General features: G+C 71.4%; 15 protein-coding genes. 14 read left to right on the top strand and 1 reads right to left on the bottom strand.

Annotation, left to right across the window (positions count from 1 at the left end; genetic code table 11):
- Positions 1–62 precede the first annotated feature (62 nt).
- Positions 63–563 carry a transcriptional regulator BldD gene (bldD, locus tag ACFXA3_RS12430; RefSeq protein WP_007263032.1) on the bottom strand — a complete coding sequence of 167 codons (501 nt, stop codon included), beginning with the start codon at positions 561–563 and terminating at the stop codon, positions 63–65.
- 263 nt (positions 564–826) lie between these two features.
- Between bldD and pyrR the strand changes: the two genes are divergently transcribed.
- From pyrR to ACFXA3_RS12360, 14 genes are all read left to right on the top strand, one after another.
- A complete protein-coding gene (pyrR, locus tag ACFXA3_RS12425) occupies positions 827–1,423 on the top strand; it encodes a bifunctional pyr operon transcriptional regulator/uracil phosphoribosyltransferase PyrR (protein ID WP_385185693.1) in 597 nt (198 codons plus the stop codon).
- A gap of 123 nt (positions 1,424–1,546) precedes the next feature.
- Entirely contained in the window at positions 1,547–2,536 is a 990-nt protein-coding gene (locus ACFXA3_RS12420; RefSeq protein ID WP_385185690.1) for an aspartate carbamoyltransferase catalytic subunit, read from the top strand.
- A 2-nt stretch (positions 2,537–2,538) separates the two neighbouring features.
- On the top strand, positions 2,539–3,825 hold the full coding sequence (locus ACFXA3_RS12415) for a dihydroorotase (RefSeq protein WP_385185687.1): 1,287 nt from the start codon (positions 2,539–2,541) through the stop codon (positions 3,823–3,825).
- Positions 3,822–4,403: a hypothetical protein gene (locus ACFXA3_RS12410; RefSeq protein ID WP_385185684.1), complete on the top strand. Its 582-nt coding sequence runs from the start codon at positions 3,822–3,824 to the stop codon at positions 4,401–4,403. Before ACFXA3_RS12415 ends, ACFXA3_RS12410 begins: the two co-directional genes overlap by 4 nt.
- Entirely contained in the window at positions 4,400–5,548 is a 1,149-nt protein-coding gene (gene carA / locus ACFXA3_RS12405) for a glutamine-hydrolyzing carbamoyl-phosphate synthase small subunit (protein ID WP_385185681.1), read from the top strand. The genes ACFXA3_RS12410 and carA overlap by 4 nt, the downstream gene beginning before the upstream one ends.
- The gene (carB, locus tag ACFXA3_RS12400; protein ID WP_385185679.1) at positions 5,541–8,849 is read left to right on the top strand and encodes a carbamoyl-phosphate synthase large subunit; all 3,309 of its coding nucleotides are present in this window, start codon (positions 5,541–5,543) and stop codon (positions 8,847–8,849) included. Before carA ends, carB begins: the two co-directional genes overlap by 8 nt.
- A gap of 83 nt (positions 8,850–8,932) precedes the next feature.
- Positions 8,933–10,042: a quinone-dependent dihydroorotate dehydrogenase gene (locus ACFXA3_RS12395; RefSeq protein WP_385185677.1), complete on the top strand. Its 1,110-nt coding sequence runs from the start codon at positions 8,933–8,935 to the stop codon at positions 10,040–10,042.
- Positions 10,039–10,902 carry an orotidine-5'-phosphate decarboxylase gene (gene pyrF / locus ACFXA3_RS12390; protein WP_385185675.1) on the top strand — a complete coding sequence of 288 codons (864 nt, stop codon included), beginning with the start codon at positions 10,039–10,041 and terminating at the stop codon, positions 10,900–10,902. Before ACFXA3_RS12395 ends, pyrF begins: the two co-directional genes overlap by 4 nt.
- A 301-nt stretch (positions 10,903–11,203) precedes the next feature.
- Positions 11,204–11,527, top strand: a complete 324-nt coding sequence (locus ACFXA3_RS12385; RefSeq protein WP_008740406.1) for an integration host factor — start codon at positions 11,204–11,206, stop codon at positions 11,525–11,527.
- Between the two features lie 61 nt (positions 11,528–11,588).
- Positions 11,589–12,152, top strand: a complete 564-nt coding sequence (gene gmk, locus ACFXA3_RS12380) for a guanylate kinase (RefSeq protein WP_054227603.1) — start codon at positions 11,589–11,591, stop codon at positions 12,150–12,152.
- A gap of 73 nt (positions 12,153–12,225) precedes the next feature.
- The gene (gene rpoZ / locus ACFXA3_RS12375; RefSeq protein WP_004948662.1) at positions 12,226–12,498 is read left to right on the top strand and encodes a DNA-directed RNA polymerase subunit omega; all 273 of its coding nucleotides are present in this window, start codon (positions 12,226–12,228) and stop codon (positions 12,496–12,498) included.
- A gap of 100 nt (positions 12,499–12,598) precedes the next feature.
- Entirely contained in the window at positions 12,599–13,813 is a 1,215-nt protein-coding gene (gene coaBC, locus ACFXA3_RS12370) for a bifunctional phosphopantothenoylcysteine decarboxylase/phosphopantothenate--cysteine ligase CoaBC (RefSeq protein ID WP_385185671.1), read from the top strand.
- A gap of 195 nt (positions 13,814–14,008) precedes the next feature.
- Positions 14,009–15,217, top strand: coding sequence for a methionine adenosyltransferase (gene metK / locus ACFXA3_RS12365; protein ID WP_376203180.1), 1,209 nt, complete (start codon positions 14,009–14,011; stop codon positions 15,215–15,217).
- 128 nt (positions 15,218–15,345) lie between these two features.
- The coding region (locus tag ACFXA3_RS12360) for a primosomal protein N' (protein ID WP_385185668.1) at positions 15,346–17,342 on the top strand (1,997 nt) is incomplete at its 3' end.

Raw genomic sequence — 17,342 nt, 5'->3', positions numbered from 1 at the left:
CAGGTGGGCTCCCGGCCCACGCCGGTACGTTTCTGCTGGTCCTGGACGTGAGGACCGGAGGACTAGATGTCCTCGTGCGCCACGGCGCGACGCGCATCCGCGTCGAGCACGCCCCAGCTGATCAGCTGCTCGGTCAGGACCGAGGGGGACTGGTCGTAGATGACGGCGAGGGTGCGCAGGTCGTCCTGGCGGATCGACAGCACCTTGCCGTTGTAGTCCCCGCGCTGGCTCTGGATGGTCGCCGCGTAACGCTGCAGCGGGCCGGCCTTCTCGGCGGGCACGCCCGCCAGGCGCTCCAGGTCCAGACGCAGCTTCGGCGGCGGCTCGGCGGCCCCGCCCGGGGTCGTACCCGGCAGGAGCTCCTGCACCGGCACCCCGTAGAAGTCCGCCAGCTCGGCGAGGCGCTGGACGGTCACGGCGCGGTCCCCGCGCTCGTACGACCCGACCACCACGGCCTTCCACCGGCCCTGGGACTTCTCCTCGACACCATGGAGGGAGAGGCCCTGCTGGGTGCGGATGGCGCGGAGCTTGGCCCCGAGCTGTTTGGCGTATTCGCTGGACATAACGCTCCCGGACGCTGTGACGCTGTGACGACATGGACGCTACGACATGGACCACGTGCGGCTCCGCCGCGCGGCTGGTAACTCACTGTGAGGTTACGCAGCGTTACTTGGATGCGTCAAGCCGAATGATGTCGCACGCCCACGGACGAGGGGCGCCGCACGGCCCCGGTGCGGGCTCCCCGCCACCGTCCTGGTACCGTGGACCACGTACATCAGACGTCCTTTAAGGTCCGTCCCGTGAGGCGGAGAAGGAGGTCCTTTTCATGGACGCTCAGGCTGCTCAGAACGCCGGTGCCCAAGGCACCGAGGCGATGCGCCCCGTGCTCGAGGCACAGGACATCGCGCGGGTGCTGACCCGCATCGCCCACGAGATCGTCGAACGCGCCAAGGGCGCCGACGACGTGGTGCTCCTCGGCATTCCCACCCGCGGCGTGTACCTCGCCCGCCGGCTGGCCGCCAAGCTCCAGGAGATCACCGGTACGAAGATCCCGGTCGGATCCCTGGACATCACCATGTACCGCGACGATCTGCGGATGAAGCCCGCCCGCGCGATCGGCCGCACCGAGATCCCCGGCGACGACATCGACGGACGCCTCGTCGTCCTCGTCGACGACGTGCTCTTCTCCGGCCGTACCATCCGGGCCGCCCTCGACGCCCTCGGCGACCTCGGCCGCCCCCGCGCCGTGCAGCTCGCCGTCCTCGTCGACCGCGGCCACCGCGAACTGCCGATCCGCGCCGACTACGTCGGCAAGAACCTCCCCACGTCGCTGCGGGAGACCGTCAAGGTCCAGCTCCAGGAGGAGGACGGCCGAGACGCCGTGCTGCTCGGCCAGCGGACCGACACGTCCGCCGGGCAGTAGCCCGAACGAGTGAAGGGCCCCGGTCGCGGGGTCCGCGCGGGGCCCTGCCCTGCCCGCACGCCCTCCCGACCGCCGCCCGGCCCTCACCGCCGCCCCGGCCTCACCGACCTACGGAGCACCCAGATGAAGCGCCACCTCATCTCGGCCGCCGACCTCACGCGCGACGACGCCGTCCTCATCCTCGACACCGCCGAGGAGATGGCACGCGTCGCGGACCGGCCGATCAAGAAGCTGCCCACCCTGCGCGGCCTCACCGTCGTCAACCTCTTCTTCGAGGACTCGACCCGCACCCGGATCTCCTTCGAAGCGGCCGCCAAGCGCCTGTCCGCCGACGTCATCAACTTCTCCGCCAAGGGCTCCTCGGTCTCCAAGGGCGAGTCCCTCAAGGACACCGCGCTGACCCTGGAGGCCATGGGCGCCGACGCGGTCGTCATCCGCCACCACGCGTCCGGCGCCCCCTACCGGCTCGCGACCTCCGGCTGGATCGACTCCGCCGTCGTCAACGCCGGCGACGGCACCCACGAGCACCCCACCCAGGCCCTGCTGGACGCCTTCACCATGCGCCGCCGCCTCGTCGGCCGCGACGCCGGCCTCGGCAAGGACCTGGGCGGCCGCCGCATCACGATCGTCGGCGACGTCCTGCACAGCCGCGTCGCCCGCTCCAACGTCCAGCTGCTCCACACCCTCGGCGCCGAGGTCACCCTGGTGGCCCCGCCCACCCTGGTCCCGATCGGCGTCGAGAGCTGGCCCTGCGAGGTCTCGTACAGCCTCGACGACGTGCTGCCGAAGTCCGACGCGGTCATGATGCTGCGTGTGCAGCGCGAACGCATGAACGCCGCCTTCTTCCCGACCGAGCGCGAGTACTCCCGCCGGTACGGGCTCGACGGCGACCGCATGGCCAAGATGCCCGAGCACGCCATCGTGATGCACCCCGGCCCGATGAACCGCGGCATGGAGATCACCGCCGAGGTCGCCGACTCCGACCGCTGCACGGCCGTCGAGCAGGTCGCCAACGGCGTCTCCACCCGGATGGCCGTCCTGTACCTGCTGCTCGGAGGCTCCGAGCCCGCCGTCACCACCACCAGCACGCCCCGCATCGAGGAGAGCAAGTAATCATGAGCAAGATCCTGATCCGCGGGGCGAAGGTACTCGGTGGCGAGGCGCAGGACGTCCTGATCGACGGCGAGACCATCGCCGAGGTCGGACAGAACCTCTCCGCCGAGGGCGCGACCGTCATCGAAGCCGAGGGCCAGGTCCTCCTCCCCGGCCTCGTCGACCTGCACACCCACCTGCGCGAGCCCGGCCGCGAGGACTCCGAGACCGTCCTGACCGGCACCCGCGCCGCCGCCTCCGGCGGCTACACCGCCGTCTTCGCCATGGCCAACACCTTCCCCGTCGCCGACACCGCCGGCGTCGTCGAGCAGGTCTGGCGCCTCGGCAAGGAGTCCGGCTACTGCGACGTGCAGCCCATCGGCGCCGTCACCGTCGGCCTGGAGGGCAAGCAGCTCTCCGAGCTGGGCGCCATGCACGAGTCCGCCGCCCGCGTCACCGTCTTCTCCGACGACGGCAAGTGCGTCGACGACGCCGTGATCATGCGCCGCGCCCTGGAGTACGTGAAGGCCTTCGGCGGCGTCGTCGCCCAGCACGCCCAGGAGCCCCGCCTGACCGAGGGCGCCCAGATGAACGAGGGCGTCGTCTCCGCCGAGCTGGGCCTCGGCGGCTGGCCGGCCGTCGCCGAAGAGTCGATCATCGCCCGCGACGTCCTCCTCGCCGAGCACGTCGGCTCCCGCGTGCACATCTGCCACCTCTCCACCGCCGGCTCCGTCGAGATCGTCCGCTGGGCCAAGTCCCGCGGCATCGACGTCACCGCCGAGGTCACCCCGCACCACCTCCTCCTCACCGACGAGCTGGTCCGCTCGTACAACGCGGTCTACAAGGTCAACCCGCCGCTGCGCACCGAGCGCGACGTGCTGGCCCTGCGCGAGGCGCTCGCCGACGGCACGATCGACATCGTCGCCACCGACCACGCCCCGCACCCGCACGAGGACAAGGACTGCGAGTGGGCCGCCGCCGCGATGGGCATGGTCGGCCTGGAGACCGCGCTCTCCGTCGTCCAGCAGACGATGGTCGAGACCGGGCTGCTCGACTGGGCCGGCGTCGCCGAGCGCATGTCCTTCGCCCCGGCGCGGATCGGCGGCCTGGACCACCACGGCCGGCCCGTCTCGGCTGGTGAACCCGCGAACCTGACCTTGGTCGACACCTCGTACCGTGGTGTCGTGGACCCCGCACACTTCGCCTCCCGCAGCCGCAACACGCCCTACGAGGGCCGTGAGCTGCCGGGTCGCGTCACTCACACCTTCCTGCGGGGCCGGGCAACGGTCGTGGACGGGAATCTGGCGTGACACCTGCAGTGATCCAACTGGCCGCCGAGGCCGCCGAACGACGGTCGGCGGAGGTGACGGACTGGGGCGCCCGCATCGCGTGGGTGATCGGTCTGCTCGTCCTCATCGCGTTCGTGTACTGGCTGATGCGGCAGGGCTGGAAATGGCGCGGCGCCCTGCAGAACGATCTGCCGGAGCTGCCCGCCGCCCCCGACGGCCTGCCCGCGCACCGGCTGGCCCTGACCGGCCGCTACCACGGGTCCACCACCGCCGGGCAGTGGCTCGACCGGATCGTCGCTCACGGCCTGGGAGTGCGCAGCCGCGTCGAGCTCACGCTCACCGACGCGGGCCTGGACGTGGTCCGTCCGGGTGCCACCGACTTCTTCGTACCGGCCGCGCAGCTGCGCGGCGCCCGCCTCGACAAGGGAATCGCGGGCAAGGTACTCACCGAGGGCGGTCTCCTCGTCGTCACCTGGGCGCACGGCGACAAGCTGATCGACTCCGGATTCCGCTCCGACCGCGCGGCCGAACACGCCGCCTGGGTCGAGGCGATCAATCTCATGAACCAATCCATCACGACGGAAGGCGCCGAACGATGACGACCTCCACCAGGGGAGCAGCCAAAGCTCCCGCCGTACTCGTCCTGGAGGACGGTCGGATCTTCCGCGGCCGCGCCTACGGCGCTGTGGGGGAGACCTTCGGCGAGGCCGTGTTCTCCACCGGCATGACCGGATACCAGGAGACCCTCACCGACCCGTCGTACCACCGGCAGGTCGTCGTCATGACCGCCCCGCACGTCGGGAACACCGGAGTCAACGACGAGGACCCCGAGTCCGCCCGCATCTGGGTCGCCGGGTACGTCGTGCGCGACCCCGCCCGCGTCCCGTCCAACTGGCGCTCGCAGCGCTCGCTGGACGAGGAACTGGTCAAGCAGGGCGTCGTCGGCATCTCCGGCATCGACACCCGCGCCCTGACCCGCCACCTGCGCGAGCGCGGCGCCATGCGCGTCGGCATCTTCTCCGGCACTGCGCTCACCAGCGCCGCCGACGCGGAGCTGCTGGCCAAGGTCCAGGAGCAGCCCCAGATGAAGGGCGCGAACCTCTCCGCCGAGGTCGCCACCAAGGAGGCGTACGTCGTCCCCGCCATCGGCGAGAAGAAGTTCACCGTCGCCGCCGTCGACCTCGGCATCAAGGGCATGACCCCGCACCGGATGGCCGAGCGCGGCATCGAGGTGCACGTGCTGCCCGCCACCGCCACCGTCGAGGACGTGTACGCGGTCTCCCCGGACGGCGTGTTCTTCTCCAACGGCCCGGGCGACCCGGCCACCGCCGACGGCCCCGTCGCCGTCATGCAGGGTGTCCTGGAGCGCAAGACCCCGCTCTTCGGCATCTGCTTCGGCAACCAGATCCTGGGCCGCGCGCTCGGCTTCGGCACGTACAAGCTGAAGTACGGCCACCGCGGCATCAACCAGCCGGTCCAGGACCGCACCACCGGCAAGGTCGAGGTCACCGCGCACAACCACGGCTTCGCCGTGGACGCGCCCCTCGACAAGGTCTCCGAGACCCCCTTCGGCCGCGCCGAGGTCTCGCACGTCTGCCTGAACGACAACGTCGTGGAAGGCCTCCAGCTGCTCGACCAGCCGGCCTTCTCCGTCCAGTACCACCCCGAAGCAGCCGCGGGTCCGCACGACGCCGCGTACCTCTTCGACCGCTTCGTTAGCCTGATGGAGGCCGAGCGTGCCTAAGCGCACCGATATCCAGTCCGTCCTGGTCATCGGCTCCGGCCCGATCGTCATCGGCCAGGCCGCCGAATTCGACTACTCCGGCACCCAGGCCTGCCGCATCCTCAAGGCCGAGGGCCTGCGGGTCATCCTGGTGAACTCCAACCCCGCGACGATCATGACCGACCCGGAGATCGCCGACGCCACGTACGTCGAGCCGATCACCCCCGAGTTCGTCGAGAAGATCATCGCGAAGGAGCGCCCCGACGCGCTGCTCCCCACCCTCGGCGGCCAGACCGCACTCAACACCGCCATCTCCATGCACGAGCAGGGCGTGCTGGAGAAGTACGGCGTCGAGCTCATCGGCGCCAACGTCGAGGCCATCAACAAGGGCGAGGACCGCGACCTCTTCAAGGGCGTCGTCGAGGCCGTGAAGGCCAAGATCGGTTACGGCGAGTCCGCCCGCTCGGTCATCTGCCACTCCATGGACGACGTCCTCAAGGGCGTCGACACCCTCGGCGGCTACCCCGTCGTCGTGCGCCCCTCCTTCACGATGGGCGGCGCCGGCTCCGGCTTCGCCCACGACGAGGACGAGCTGCGCCGCATCGCCGGCCAGGGCCTGACGCTCTCCCCGACCACCGAGGTGCTCCTGGAGGAGTCCATCCTCGGCTGGAAGGAGTACGAGCTGGAGCTGATGCGCGACACCAAGGACAACGTGGTCGTCGTCTGCTCCATCGAGAACTTCGACCCGATGGGCGTCCACACCGGCGACTCCATCACCGTCGCCCCGGCCATGACGCTCACCGACCGCGAGTACCAGCGGCTGCGCGACATCGGCATCGCGATCATCCGCGAGGTCGGCGTCGACACCGGCGGCTGCAACATCCAGTTCGCGATCGACCCGGTCGACGGCCGCGTCATCGTCATCGAGATGAACCCGCGCGTCTCGCGCTCCTCGGCGCTCGCCTCGAAGGCCACCGGCTTCCCGATCGCCAAGATCGCCGCCAAGCTGGCCATCGGCTACACCCTCGACGAGGTCCCCAACGACATCACCGAGAAGACGCCGGCCTCCTTCGAGCCGACCCTCGACTACGTCGTCGTCAAGGCCCCGCGCTTCGCCTTCGAGAAGTTCCCGCTCGCCGACGCCACCCTCACCACCACCATGAAGTCGGTCGGCGAGGCCATGGCCATCGGCCGCAACTTCACCGAGGCCCTCCAGAAGGCCCTGCGCTCCCTGGAGAAGAAGGGCTCCCAGTTCACCTTCGTCGGCCCCGTCGGCGACAAGGACGAGCTGCTCGCCACCGCGGTCCGTCCGACCGACGGCCGCATCAACACGGTCATGCAGGCCATCCGCGCCGGCGCCACCCAGGAAGAGGTCTTCGAGTCCACGAAGATCGACCCCTGGTTCGTCGACCAGCTCTTCCTGATCAAGGAGATCGCCGACGAGCTGGCCGCAGCCGAGAAGCTCCACCCCGAGCTGCTCGCCGAGGCCAAGCGCCACGGCTTCTCCGACGCCCAGATCGCCGAGATCCGCGGCCTGCGCGAGGACGTCGTCCGCGAGGTCCGCCACGCCCTCGGCGTCCGCCCGGTCTACAAGACGGTCGACACCTGCGCCGCCGAGTTCGCCGCGAAGACCCCGTACTTCTACTCCTCGTACGACGAGGAGTCCGAGGTCGCGCCCCGCGAGAAGCCCGCGGTGATCATCCTGGGCTCCGGCCCGAACCGCATCGGCCAGGGCATCGAGTTCGACTACTCCTGCGTCCACGCCTCCTTCGCCCTCAGCGACGCCGGCTACGAGACCGTGATGGTCAACTGCAACCCGGAGACCGTCTCCACCGACTACGACACCTCCGACCGCCTGTACTTCGAGCCGCTGACGCTCGAGGACGTGCTGGAGATCGTCCACGCCGAATCGCTGGCCGGCCCCATCGCCGGTGTCGTCGTCCAGCTCGGCGGCCAGACCCCCCTCGGTCTCGCCCAGGCCCTCAAGGACAACGGCGTCCCGGTCGTCGGCACCCCGCCGGAGGCCATCCACGCCGCCGAGGACCGCGGCGCCTTCGGCCAGGTCCTCGCCGAGGCGGGCCTGCCCGCCCCCAAGCACGGCACCGCCACCACGTTCGCGGGCGCGAAGGCCATCGCCGACGAGATCGGCTACCCGGTCCTCGTGCGCCCCTCGTACGTGCTCGGCGGCCGCGGCATGGAGATCGTCTACGACGAGACGCGCCTCGAGGCGTACATCGCCGAGTCCACCGAGATCTCCCCGACCCGCCCCGTGCTGGTCGACCGCTTCCTCGACGACGCCATCGAGATCGACGTCGACGCCCTCTACGACGGCACCGAGCTCTACCTCGGCGGCGTCATGGAGCACATCGAGGAAGCCGGCATCCACTCCGGCGACTCGGCCTGCGCCCTGCCCCCGATCACCCTCGGCGGCTTCGACATCAAGCGCCTGCGCGCCTCCACCGAGGCCATCGCCAAGGGCGTCGGCGTACGCGGCCTGATCAACATCCAGTTCGCGATGGCGGGTGACATCCTCTACGTCCTGGAGGCCAACCCGCGCGCCTCCCGCACCGTCCCCTTCACCTCGAAGGCCACCGCGGTCCCGCTCGCCAAGGCCGCCGCCCGCATCTCGCTCGGCACCACCATCGCCGAGCTGCGCGAAGAGGGCATGCTCCCGAAGACCGGCGACGGCGGCACCCTGCCGCTCGACGCGCCGATCTCCGTCAAGGAGGCCGTCATGCCGTGGTCGCGCTTCCGCGACATCCACGGCCGCGGCGTCGACACCGTCCTCGGCCCGGAGATGCGCTCCACCGGCGAGGTCATGGGCATCGACTCCGTCTTCGGCACGGCCTACGCCAAGTCGCAGGCCGGCGCCTACGGCCCGCTGCCCACCAAGGGCCGCGCGTTCATCTCGGTCGCCAACCGCGACAAGCGCTCGATGATCTTCCCGGCGCGCGAGCTCGTCGCCCACGGCTTCGAGCTGATGGCCACCTCCGGCACCGCCGAGGTGCTGCGCCGCAACGGCATCAACGCCACCGTGGTGCGCAAGCTCAGCGAGGGCGAGGGCCCGAACGGCGAGAAGACCATCGTCCAGCTCATCCACGACGGCCAGGTCGACCTGATCGTCAACACCCCGTACGGCACCGGCGGCCGCCTCGACGGCTACGAGATCCGCACGGCGGCCGTGGCGCGCAGCGTCCCGTGCCTGACCACGGTCCAGGCGCTCGCCGCGGCCGTCCAGGGCATCGAGGCGCTCGGCCACGGAGACGTGGGCGTCCGCTCGCTCCAGGAGCACGCGGAGCACCTGACCGCGGCCCGCGACTAGCAGCCCGTACGAGGAGGGGGACACGGATGCGCGATGCGCGTCGGTGTCCCCCTCGTCATGAGCGCACAAGGGATCTTCTCGACATGTACAAGCTCTTCTTCAACCTGGTCTTCAAGCGGATGGACCCCGAGCAGGCCCACTACACGGCCTTCCGCTGGATCCGCGGCGCCGCCCGGACCCCCGTCCTGCGCACCTTCGTCGCGGCGGCCCTCGCGCCGCGGTACGAGGAGTTGCGCACCGAGGCGCTCGGGCTGCGCATGCACGGCCCCTTCGGCCTCGCGGCGGGCTTCGACAAGAACGCCGTCGCCATCGACGGCATGTCCATGCTCGGCTTCGACCACGTCGAGATCGGCACGGTCACGGCGCGGGCGCAGGACGGCAACCCCAAGAAGCGGCTGTTCCGCCTCGTGCCGGACCGCGCGCTGATCAACCGCATGGGCTTCAACAACGAGGGCTCCGCGGCCGTGGCGGCCCGCCTGGCGGCCCGCGTGCCGGTCTTCAAGACCGTCGTGGGCGTCAACATCGGCAAGACCAAGGTCGTGCCCGAGGAAGAGGCCGTGGCGGACTACGTCGCCTCCACCGAGCGCCTGGCCCGCCACGCGGACTACCTGGTCGTCAACGTCTCCTCGCCGAACACGCCGGGCCTGCGCAACCTCCAGGCCACCGAGTCGCTGCGCCCGCTCCTGACGGCCGTGCGGGAGGCCGCGGACCGCACCGTGACCGACCGCCGGGTCCCGCTCCTGGTGAAGATCGCGCCCGACCTCGCGGACGAGGACGTGGACGCCGTCGCCGACCTGGCGCTGGAGCTGGGCCTGGACGGCATCATCGCGACCAACACCACCATCGCGCGCGAGGGGCTGGGCCTGAAGTCCGCCCCCGAGCTGGTGAAGGAGACCGGAGGCCTGTCCGGCGCCCCCGTCAAGGAGCGCTCCCTGGAGGTCCTGCGCCGCCTGTACGCCCGTGTGGGCGACCGTCTGGTGCTGGTGGGCGTCGGGGGCATCGAGAACGCCGAGGACGCCTGGCAGCGCATCCTGGCCGGCGCGACCCTGATCCAGGGGTACAGCGCGTTCATCTACGAGGGCCCGTTCTACGCCCGCGCCATCCACAAGGGCCTGGCCGCGCGCCTGGCCAACAGCCCGTACGCGACCCTCGCCGAGGCCGTCGGCGCCGAAACCCGAAAGGCCGCCCAGTGACCGAGACGCCCGAGACCGGGACCCCCGTGACCCCCTTCGGCACCCGCCTGCGCGCGGCGATGGACGCGCGCGGCCCGCTGTGCGTGGGCATCGACCCGCACGCCGCCCTGCTCTCGTCCTGGGGCCTGGGCGACGACATCGCGGGCCTGGAGAAGTTCTCCCGCACCGTCGTCGAGGCGCTGGCCGACTCGGTGGCCGTCTTCAAGCCGCAGGCCGCCTTCTTCGAGCGCTTCGGCTCCAAGGGCATCGCGGTGCTGGAGCGGACCGTGGCCGACGCACGCGCCGCGGGCACCCTGGTCGTGATGGACGCCAAGCGCGGCGACATCGGCTCGACCATGGCCGCGTACGCCCAGACCTTCCTGGAGCCGTCGTCCCCGCTGTTCTCCGACGCCCTCACGGTCTCGCCGTACCTGGGCTACGGCTCGCTGGAGCCGGCCGTGGAGCTCGCGCGCCGCTCGGGCACCGGTCTCTTCGTCCTCGCGCTCACCTCGAACCCGGAGGGAGCGGAGGTCCAGCGCGCGGTGCGCGAGGACGGCCGCACCATCGGCGCGACGATGCTGGGGCACCTCGCGGCGGAGAACGCGGGCGCGTCCCCGATGGGCTCCTTCGGCGCGGTGGTCGGCGCCACGCTGGGCGACCTGTCCTCCTTCGACCTGGACATCAACGGCCCGCTGCTGGCCCCCGGCATCGGTGCGCAGGGCGCGACGGCGGCCGACCTCCCGGCGGTCTTCGGCGCGGCCGTGCGCAACGTGGTCCCCAACGTGTCGCGCGGCGTGCTGAAGCACGGGCCGGACGCCTCGGCCCTGCGCGGCTCGGCCACCCGGTTCGCGGACGAAATCCGCGCGGCGGTCTCGGTCTGAGCCCGTTCGGGAGTCCCGCGGGCCGGGCCGGCCGCGCCGCACGTCGTACGGTCTGACGAAAATCGAACGTCTTTCACCGGACAAAACCGGGGTGTTTTGTCCGTGATGTACGGTTCGGTGGAGGCTGACCAGGACTTTTCGTTCGTTCTCGCTGACTGGAGCGGTCCATGCCGCTAGTCTCCGACCAGAGTGAACGAGCAGCGAACGAGTTCCACCGCTGTTCGGGCATTCGCCTGGTGTGGCGCCCTAGGGTTCCCCACCGGTCCGTATCCGACAGTTCGACATCCGAGGTGACGTAGGCGTGGCTCTTCCGCCCCTTACCCCTGAACAGCGCGCAGCCGCGCTCGAAAAGGCCGCCGCGGCTCGCCGGGAGCGGGCCGAGGTGAAGAATCGACTCAAGCACTCCGGCGCCTCGCTCCAAGAGGTCATCAAGACGGGCCAGGAGAACGACGTCATCGGCAAGATGAAGGTCTCCGCCCTGCTGGAGTCCCTGCCGGGCGTGGGCAAGGTCCGCGCCAAGCAGATCATGGAGCGCCTCGGCATCTCCGAGTCCCGACGTGTTCGAGGTCTCGGCTCCAACCAGATCGCGTCTCTGGAGCGTGAGTTCGGCACTCCTGCCGGCTGACGCGTTGCCTGAAGTTCTTCCGGCGTTCTCAGGCAGTCCCGAGAACCTGGATAATCGCTCTATGGCAGCAGAGGTTCGTCCGCGGCTGACCGTGCTCTCCGGCCCCTCGGGGGTCGGCAAGAGCACGGTCGTCGCGCATATGCGCAAGGTCCACCCCGAGGTATGGCTCTCGGTGTCGGCCACCACCCGCAAGCCGCGGCCCGGTGAGCGACACGGAGTCCACTACTTCTTCGTCAACGACGACGAGTTCGACAAGCTGATCGCCAACGGCGAGCTGCTGGAGTGGGCCGAGTTCGCGGGCAACCGCTACGGCACACCGCGCGGCGCGGTGGCGGAACGACTGGAGAACGGCGAGCCCGTCCTCCTGGAGATCGACCTCCAGGGCGCGCGACTCGTCCGCGAGTCCATGCCCGAGGCACAGCTCGTCTTCCTGGCGCCGCCGAGCTGGGACGAGCTGGTCCGCCGGCTCACCGGCCGCGGCACCGAGTCGACCGAGGTCATCCAGCGCAGGCTGGAGTCCGCCAAGGTCGAGCTCGCTGCCGAATCAGAGTTCGACACCACCCTGGTCAACACCTCCGTCGAGGACGTGGCGCGCGAGCTGCTAGCCTTGATGGAAGTTGTTTGATCGTTGATCGATGTTCAGTCGATCGGTGTTCGTCAACGTTTCGATCTTTCAACCCATCTTCGGAAGGTAGAGCGTGTCCTCTTCCATCACTGCGCCCGAGGGCATCATCAACCCGCCGATCGACGAGCTGCTCGAGGCCACGGACTCGAAGTACAGCCTCGTGATCTACGCGGCCAAGCGCGCGCGTCAGATCAACGCGTACTACTCGCAGCTCGGTGAGGGCCTGCTCGAGTACGTCGGCCCGCTGGTGGACACCCACGTCCACGAGAAGCCGCTTTCGATCGCGCTGCGCGAGATCAACGCGGGTCTGCTGACCTCCGAGGCCATCGAGGCCCCGGCCCAGTAAGGCACAGAGAATTCCTTTCACCACAGGCCCGGCAGAACATCTGCCGGGCCTGTGGTGTGTCATAGACACGTACGACGATCAGTGAGAGAGGGCGTGTGCGGTGGACAAGCCGAAGGTCGTGCTCGGAGTCAGCGGCGGCATCGCCGCCTACAAGGCCTGCGAGCTGCTGCGCCGGCTGACCGAGTCCGGGCACGAGGTGCGGGTCGTCCCCACGGCGGCGTCCCTGAACTTCGTGGGCGAGGCCACCTGGGCCGCGCTCTCCGGGAACCCGGCGGGCACCGAGGTCTGGGAGACCGTCCACGAGGTCCCGCACGTCCGCATCGGCCAGGCCGCCGACCTCGTCGTCGTCGCCCCCGCCACCGCCGACATGCTCGCCAAGGCCGCCCACGGCCTCGCCGACGACCTCCTCACCAACACGCTGCTCACCGCACGCTGCCCCGTGGTGTTCGCCCCCGCCATGCACACCGAGATGTGGGAGCACCCCGCCACCCAGGAGAACGTGGCCACGCTGCGCCGCCGCGGCGCCGTCGTCATCGAGCCCGCCGTCGGCCGGCTCACCGGCAAGGACACCGGCAAGGGGCGGCTGCCCGACCCCGAGGAGATCTACGAGGTGTGCCGCACCGTCCTGGCCCGCGGGGTGGCCGAGCCCGACCTCGCCGGCCGGCACGTGGTGATCAGCGCGGGCGGCACCCGCGAGCCGCTCGACCCGGTCCGCTTCCTCGGCAACCGCTCCTCCGGCAAGCAGGGCTACGCACTGGCCCGCACCGCCGTCTCCCGCGGGGCCCGCGTCACCCTGGTCGCGGCCAACACCTCGCTGGCCGACCCGGCCGGGGCGGACGTCGTGCGCGTCGGGACGGCCGTCCAGCTGCGCGAGGCCGTCCTCGAGGCGGCGGCCGACGCCGACGCCGTCGTGATGGCCGCGGCCGTCGCCGACTTCCGGCCGGCCGAGTACGCCGGCGGCAAGATCAAGAAGAAGGACGGGCAGGAACCCGCCCCGGTGGCCCTCGTCCGCAACCCCGACGTGCTCGCCGAGATCTCGGCGGACCGGGCCCGGGAGGGCCAGATCGTGGTCGGTTTCGCCGCGGAAACCGACGACGTGCTCGCGAACGGCCGGGCCAAACTGCTCCGCAAGGGGTGTGATCTTCTCGTCGTGAACGAGGTCGGCGAAAGCAAGACCTTCGGTTCCGAGGAGAACGAGGCCGTCATCCTGGCCTCCGACGGGGCCGAGACTCCGGTTCCCTATGGACCGAAGGAGGCGCTGGCCGAGGTGATTTGGGATCAGGTCACCTCGCGACTCGCTCCCCGACGCGCCTGAGCGACGACCCTTCTCGAAGACCATTCCATGAGCCAGAATGGAGTGCCGCAGGTCACGTGCCTCCCACAAGGCGAGACAGGTGGTCCGGCAAACGGTGGCGACCGATAAACTGCATTCGGAACAAGACCGGGCGCAGCTCCCGGTCCGGTTCCGCCAAATGATCAGCCAGCAGCCGCTGCAACCCCAGGGAGCGTTGTGTCCCGTCGCCTGTTCACCTCGGAGTCCGTCACCGAGGGTCACCCCGACAAGATCGCTGACCAGATCAGCGACACGATCCTCGACGCACTTCTCACCGAGGACCCGACCTCGCGTGTGGCCGTGGAGACCCTCATCACCACCGGTCTCGTCCACATCGCCGGTGAGGTGACGACGAAGGCGTACGCGCCGATCGCGCAGCTCGTCCGCGACAAGATCCTCGAGATCGGGTACGACTCCTCGAAGAAGGGCTTCGACGGCGCCTCCTGCGGCGTGTCGGTGTCCATCGGCGCGCAGTCCCCGGACATCGCGCAGGGCGTCGACACCGCCTACGAGAAGCGCGTCGAGGGCGATGAGGACGAGCTCGACAAGCAGGGCGCGGGCGACCAGGGCCTGATGTTCGGCTACGCGTGCGACGAGACCCCCGAGCTCATGCCGCTCCCGATCCACATCGCGCACCGGCTCTCCCGCCGCCTGTCCGAGGTGCGCAAGAACGGGACCATCCCGTACCTGCGCCCCGACGGCAAGACCCAGGTCACCATCGAGTACGACGGCGACAAGGCCGTCCGCCTCGACACCGTCGTCGTGTCCTCGCAGCACGCCTCGGACATCGACCTGGACTCGCTGCTCGCCCCCGACATCCGCGAGTTCGTCGTCGAGCACGTGCTCAAGCAGCTCGTCGAGGACGGCATCAAGCTCGACACCGACGGCTACCGCCTGCTGGTCAACCCGACCGGCCGCTTCGAGATCGGCGGCCCGATGGGCGACGCCGGCCTGACCGGCCGCAAGATCATCATCGACACGTACGGCGGCATGGCCCGCCACGGCGGCGGCGCCTTCTCGGGCAAGGACCCGTCCAAGGTCGACCGCTCCGCCGCGTACGCGATGCGCTGGGTCGCCAAGAACGTGGTCGCCGCCGGCCTCGCCTCGCGCTGCGAGGTCCAGGTCGCGTACGCCATCGGCAAGGCCGAGCCCGTCGGCCTCTTCGTCGAGACCTTCGGCACCGCCAAGGTCGAGGTCCAGAAGATCGAGGACGCGATCGGCCAGGTCTTCGACCTCCGCCCGGCCGCGATCATCCGCGACCTCGACCTGCTGCGCCCGATCTACGCCCAGACCGCCGCGTACGGCCACTTCGGCCGCGAGCTGCCGGACTTCACCTGGGAGCGCACCGACCGCGTCGACGCGCTGCGCGCCGCCGCAGGCCTGTAAGACCCCCGCGTACCGCGCGTACGCAGCCGTACGGCCCCGGACCTCCTGGTCCGGGGCCGTCTGCGCGGGTGCCGCCCGCGTGCCCGGGCCGGCTCCCGCTGTCGGTGCCGTTTGGTATGAATGCAGCTGTGAGCAGCGAGAACGAATCCGAGGCGCCGGGTGCCGCCGGCGCCCGGCCGGAGCAGCTCGCGCTGATGCGGGAGATGGTCGCCGAGGCGAAGGCCAACGCGCCCAAGGCGAAGCCACGCACCTGGCGCGGAGCCGCCCTCGCGCCGGAGCTGCCCGTCGCCCGCGTGCTCGTCAACAAGGGCGTGCTCCACCTCGACCGCCTCTTCGACTACGCCGTCCCCGCCGAACTCTCCGAGACCGCACAGCCGGGCGTCCGTGTCCGCGTCCGGTTCGGAGCCGGCGGCCACCGCGTGCACGGCGGCCGCCGCGAGGGCGGCGGCCTCATCGACGGGTTCATCGTCGAACGCCGCGCCGAATCCGACTACGACGGCGCCCTCGCCGCCCTCGCCCACGTCGTGTCGCCCGAGGTCGTGCTCACCCCCGGCCTGCTGGCCCTGGCCCGGGCCGTCGCCGACCGGTACGCCGGCAGCCTGGCCGACGTCCTCCAGCTCGCCCTGCCCCCGCGCAACGCCCGCGCCGAGGCCAAGCCCTCCCCCGAACCACTGCCGCCGCCCGCCGCCCCCGACCCCGGCGGCTGGACGCGGTACGGCTCCGGCCCCGCCTTCCTGCGCGCCCTCGCCGACGGCGGCGCGCCCCGCGCCGTCTGGACCGCCCTCCCCGGCCCCGGCTGGGCCGACGAACTGGCCCGGGCCATGGCCGCCGCCCTCGCCTCCGGCCGCGGCGCCCTCGCCGTCCTGCCCGACGGGCGCACCGCGGCCCGCGTCGACGCCGCCCTGACCGCCCTGCTCGGCGAGGGACGGCACGCGCTGCTGACCGCCGGCTCCGGCCCCGAGAAGCGCTACCGCCAGTGGCTCGCCGTGCACCGCGGCTCGGTGCGGGCCGTCATCGGCACCCGCGCCGCGATGTTCGCGCCCGTACGGGACCTCGGGATCGTCGCCGTCTGGGACGACGGCGACTCCAGCCACGCCGACGACCACGCGCCGTTCCCGCACGTACGGGAAGTACTGGAACTGCGCGCCGTCGGCGACGGCTGCGCCTTCCTCGCCGGGAGCACGAGCTGCACCGTCGAGGTCGCCCAATTGGTCGAGACCGGCTGGGCCCGCCCGCTCGTCGCCGACCGGGAGACGGTACGGGCCTGCGCGCCCCGCATCCGGACCGTGGGCGACGAACTGCTCGCCCGCGACGAGGCGGCCCGCGCCGCCCGGCTGCCCAGCCTGGCCTGGGAGACCGTACGGGAAGGGCTGAAGTCCGGGCCCGTGCTCGTACAGGTGCCCCGGCGCGGCTACGCCCCCCGGCTGGCCTGCGAGCGGTGCCGCACCCCCGCCCGCTGCACCGTCTGCGCGGGCCCGCTGGAGGCCCCCGACGCCCGGGACCTGCACTGCGGCTGGTGCGGCCGGCAGGAGACCGCCTGGCACTGCGAGGAATGCGGGTCGTTCCGGCTGCGCGCCCAGGTGGTCGGCGCCCGGCGGACCGCCGAGGAGCTGGGGCGGGCCTTCCCGGCCGTGCCCGTCCGCACCTCCGGCCGCGACCACGTCCTGGACGAGGTGCCCGACCGGCCCGCGCTGGTGGTGTCCACCCCCGGCGCCGAGCCCGTCGCCGCGGGCGCCGGATACGCCGCGGCGCTGCTGCTGGACGGCTGGGCCATGCTGACCCGGCCCGACCTGCGCGCCGGGGAGGACGCACTGCGCCGCTGGATCGCGGCCGCCTCGCTGGTCCGGGGGGAGGGGCAGGTCGTCGTGGTCGCCGAGCCGACGCTGCGGCCGGTCCAGGCCCTCGTCCGGTGGGACCCGGTCGGCCACGCGGTACGGGAGCTCGCGGAGCGGGCCCAGCTCGGCTTCCCGCCGGTGTCCCGGATGGCGGCCGTGGCCGGGCGGGGCGAGGCGGTGGAGGCCTTCCTGGCCGGCGCCGGGCTGCCGCCGGACGCGGAGGTGCTCGGGCCGGTCCCGGTGCCCGGGCGGGGGGGGGGGGCGGGCCCCGGGGGGGGGGGCCCGGGGCG

Source organism: Streptomyces sp. NPDC059456 (assembly GCF_042750055.1).
Lineage (GTDB): Bacteria > Actinomycetota > Actinomycetes > Streptomycetales > Streptomycetaceae > Streptomyces.
The sequence above is the reverse complement of the archived record's forward strand: the minus strand, read 5'-3'. Positions and strand labels throughout refer to the sequence as shown.

Bases quoted from the DNA above. Each gene is read 5' to 3' on its own strand.
- bldD (WP_007263032.1), bottom strand. From the start codon at position 563: ATGTCCAGCGAATACGCCAAACAGCTCGGGGCCAAGCTCCGCGCCATC.
- pyrR (WP_385185693.1), top strand. From the start codon at position 827: ATGGACGCTCAGGCTGCTCAGAACGCCGGTGCCCAAGGCACCGAGGCG.
- ACFXA3_RS12420 (WP_385185690.1), top strand. From the start codon at position 1,547: ATGAAGCGCCACCTCATCTCGGCCGCCGACCTCACGCGCGACGACGCC.
- ACFXA3_RS12415 (WP_385185687.1), top strand. From the start codon at position 2,539: ATGAGCAAGATCCTGATCCGCGGGGCGAAGGTACTCGGTGGCGAGGCG.
- carA (WP_385185681.1), top strand. From the start codon at position 4,400: ATGACGACCTCCACCAGGGGAGCAGCCAAAGCTCCCGCCGTACTCGTC.
- ACFXA3_RS12395 (WP_385185677.1), top strand. From the start codon at position 8,933: ATGTACAAGCTCTTCTTCAACCTGGTCTTCAAGCGGATGGACCCCGAG.
- gmk (WP_054227603.1), top strand. From the start codon at position 11,589: ATGGCAGCAGAGGTTCGTCCGCGGCTGACCGTGCTCTCCGGCCCCTCG.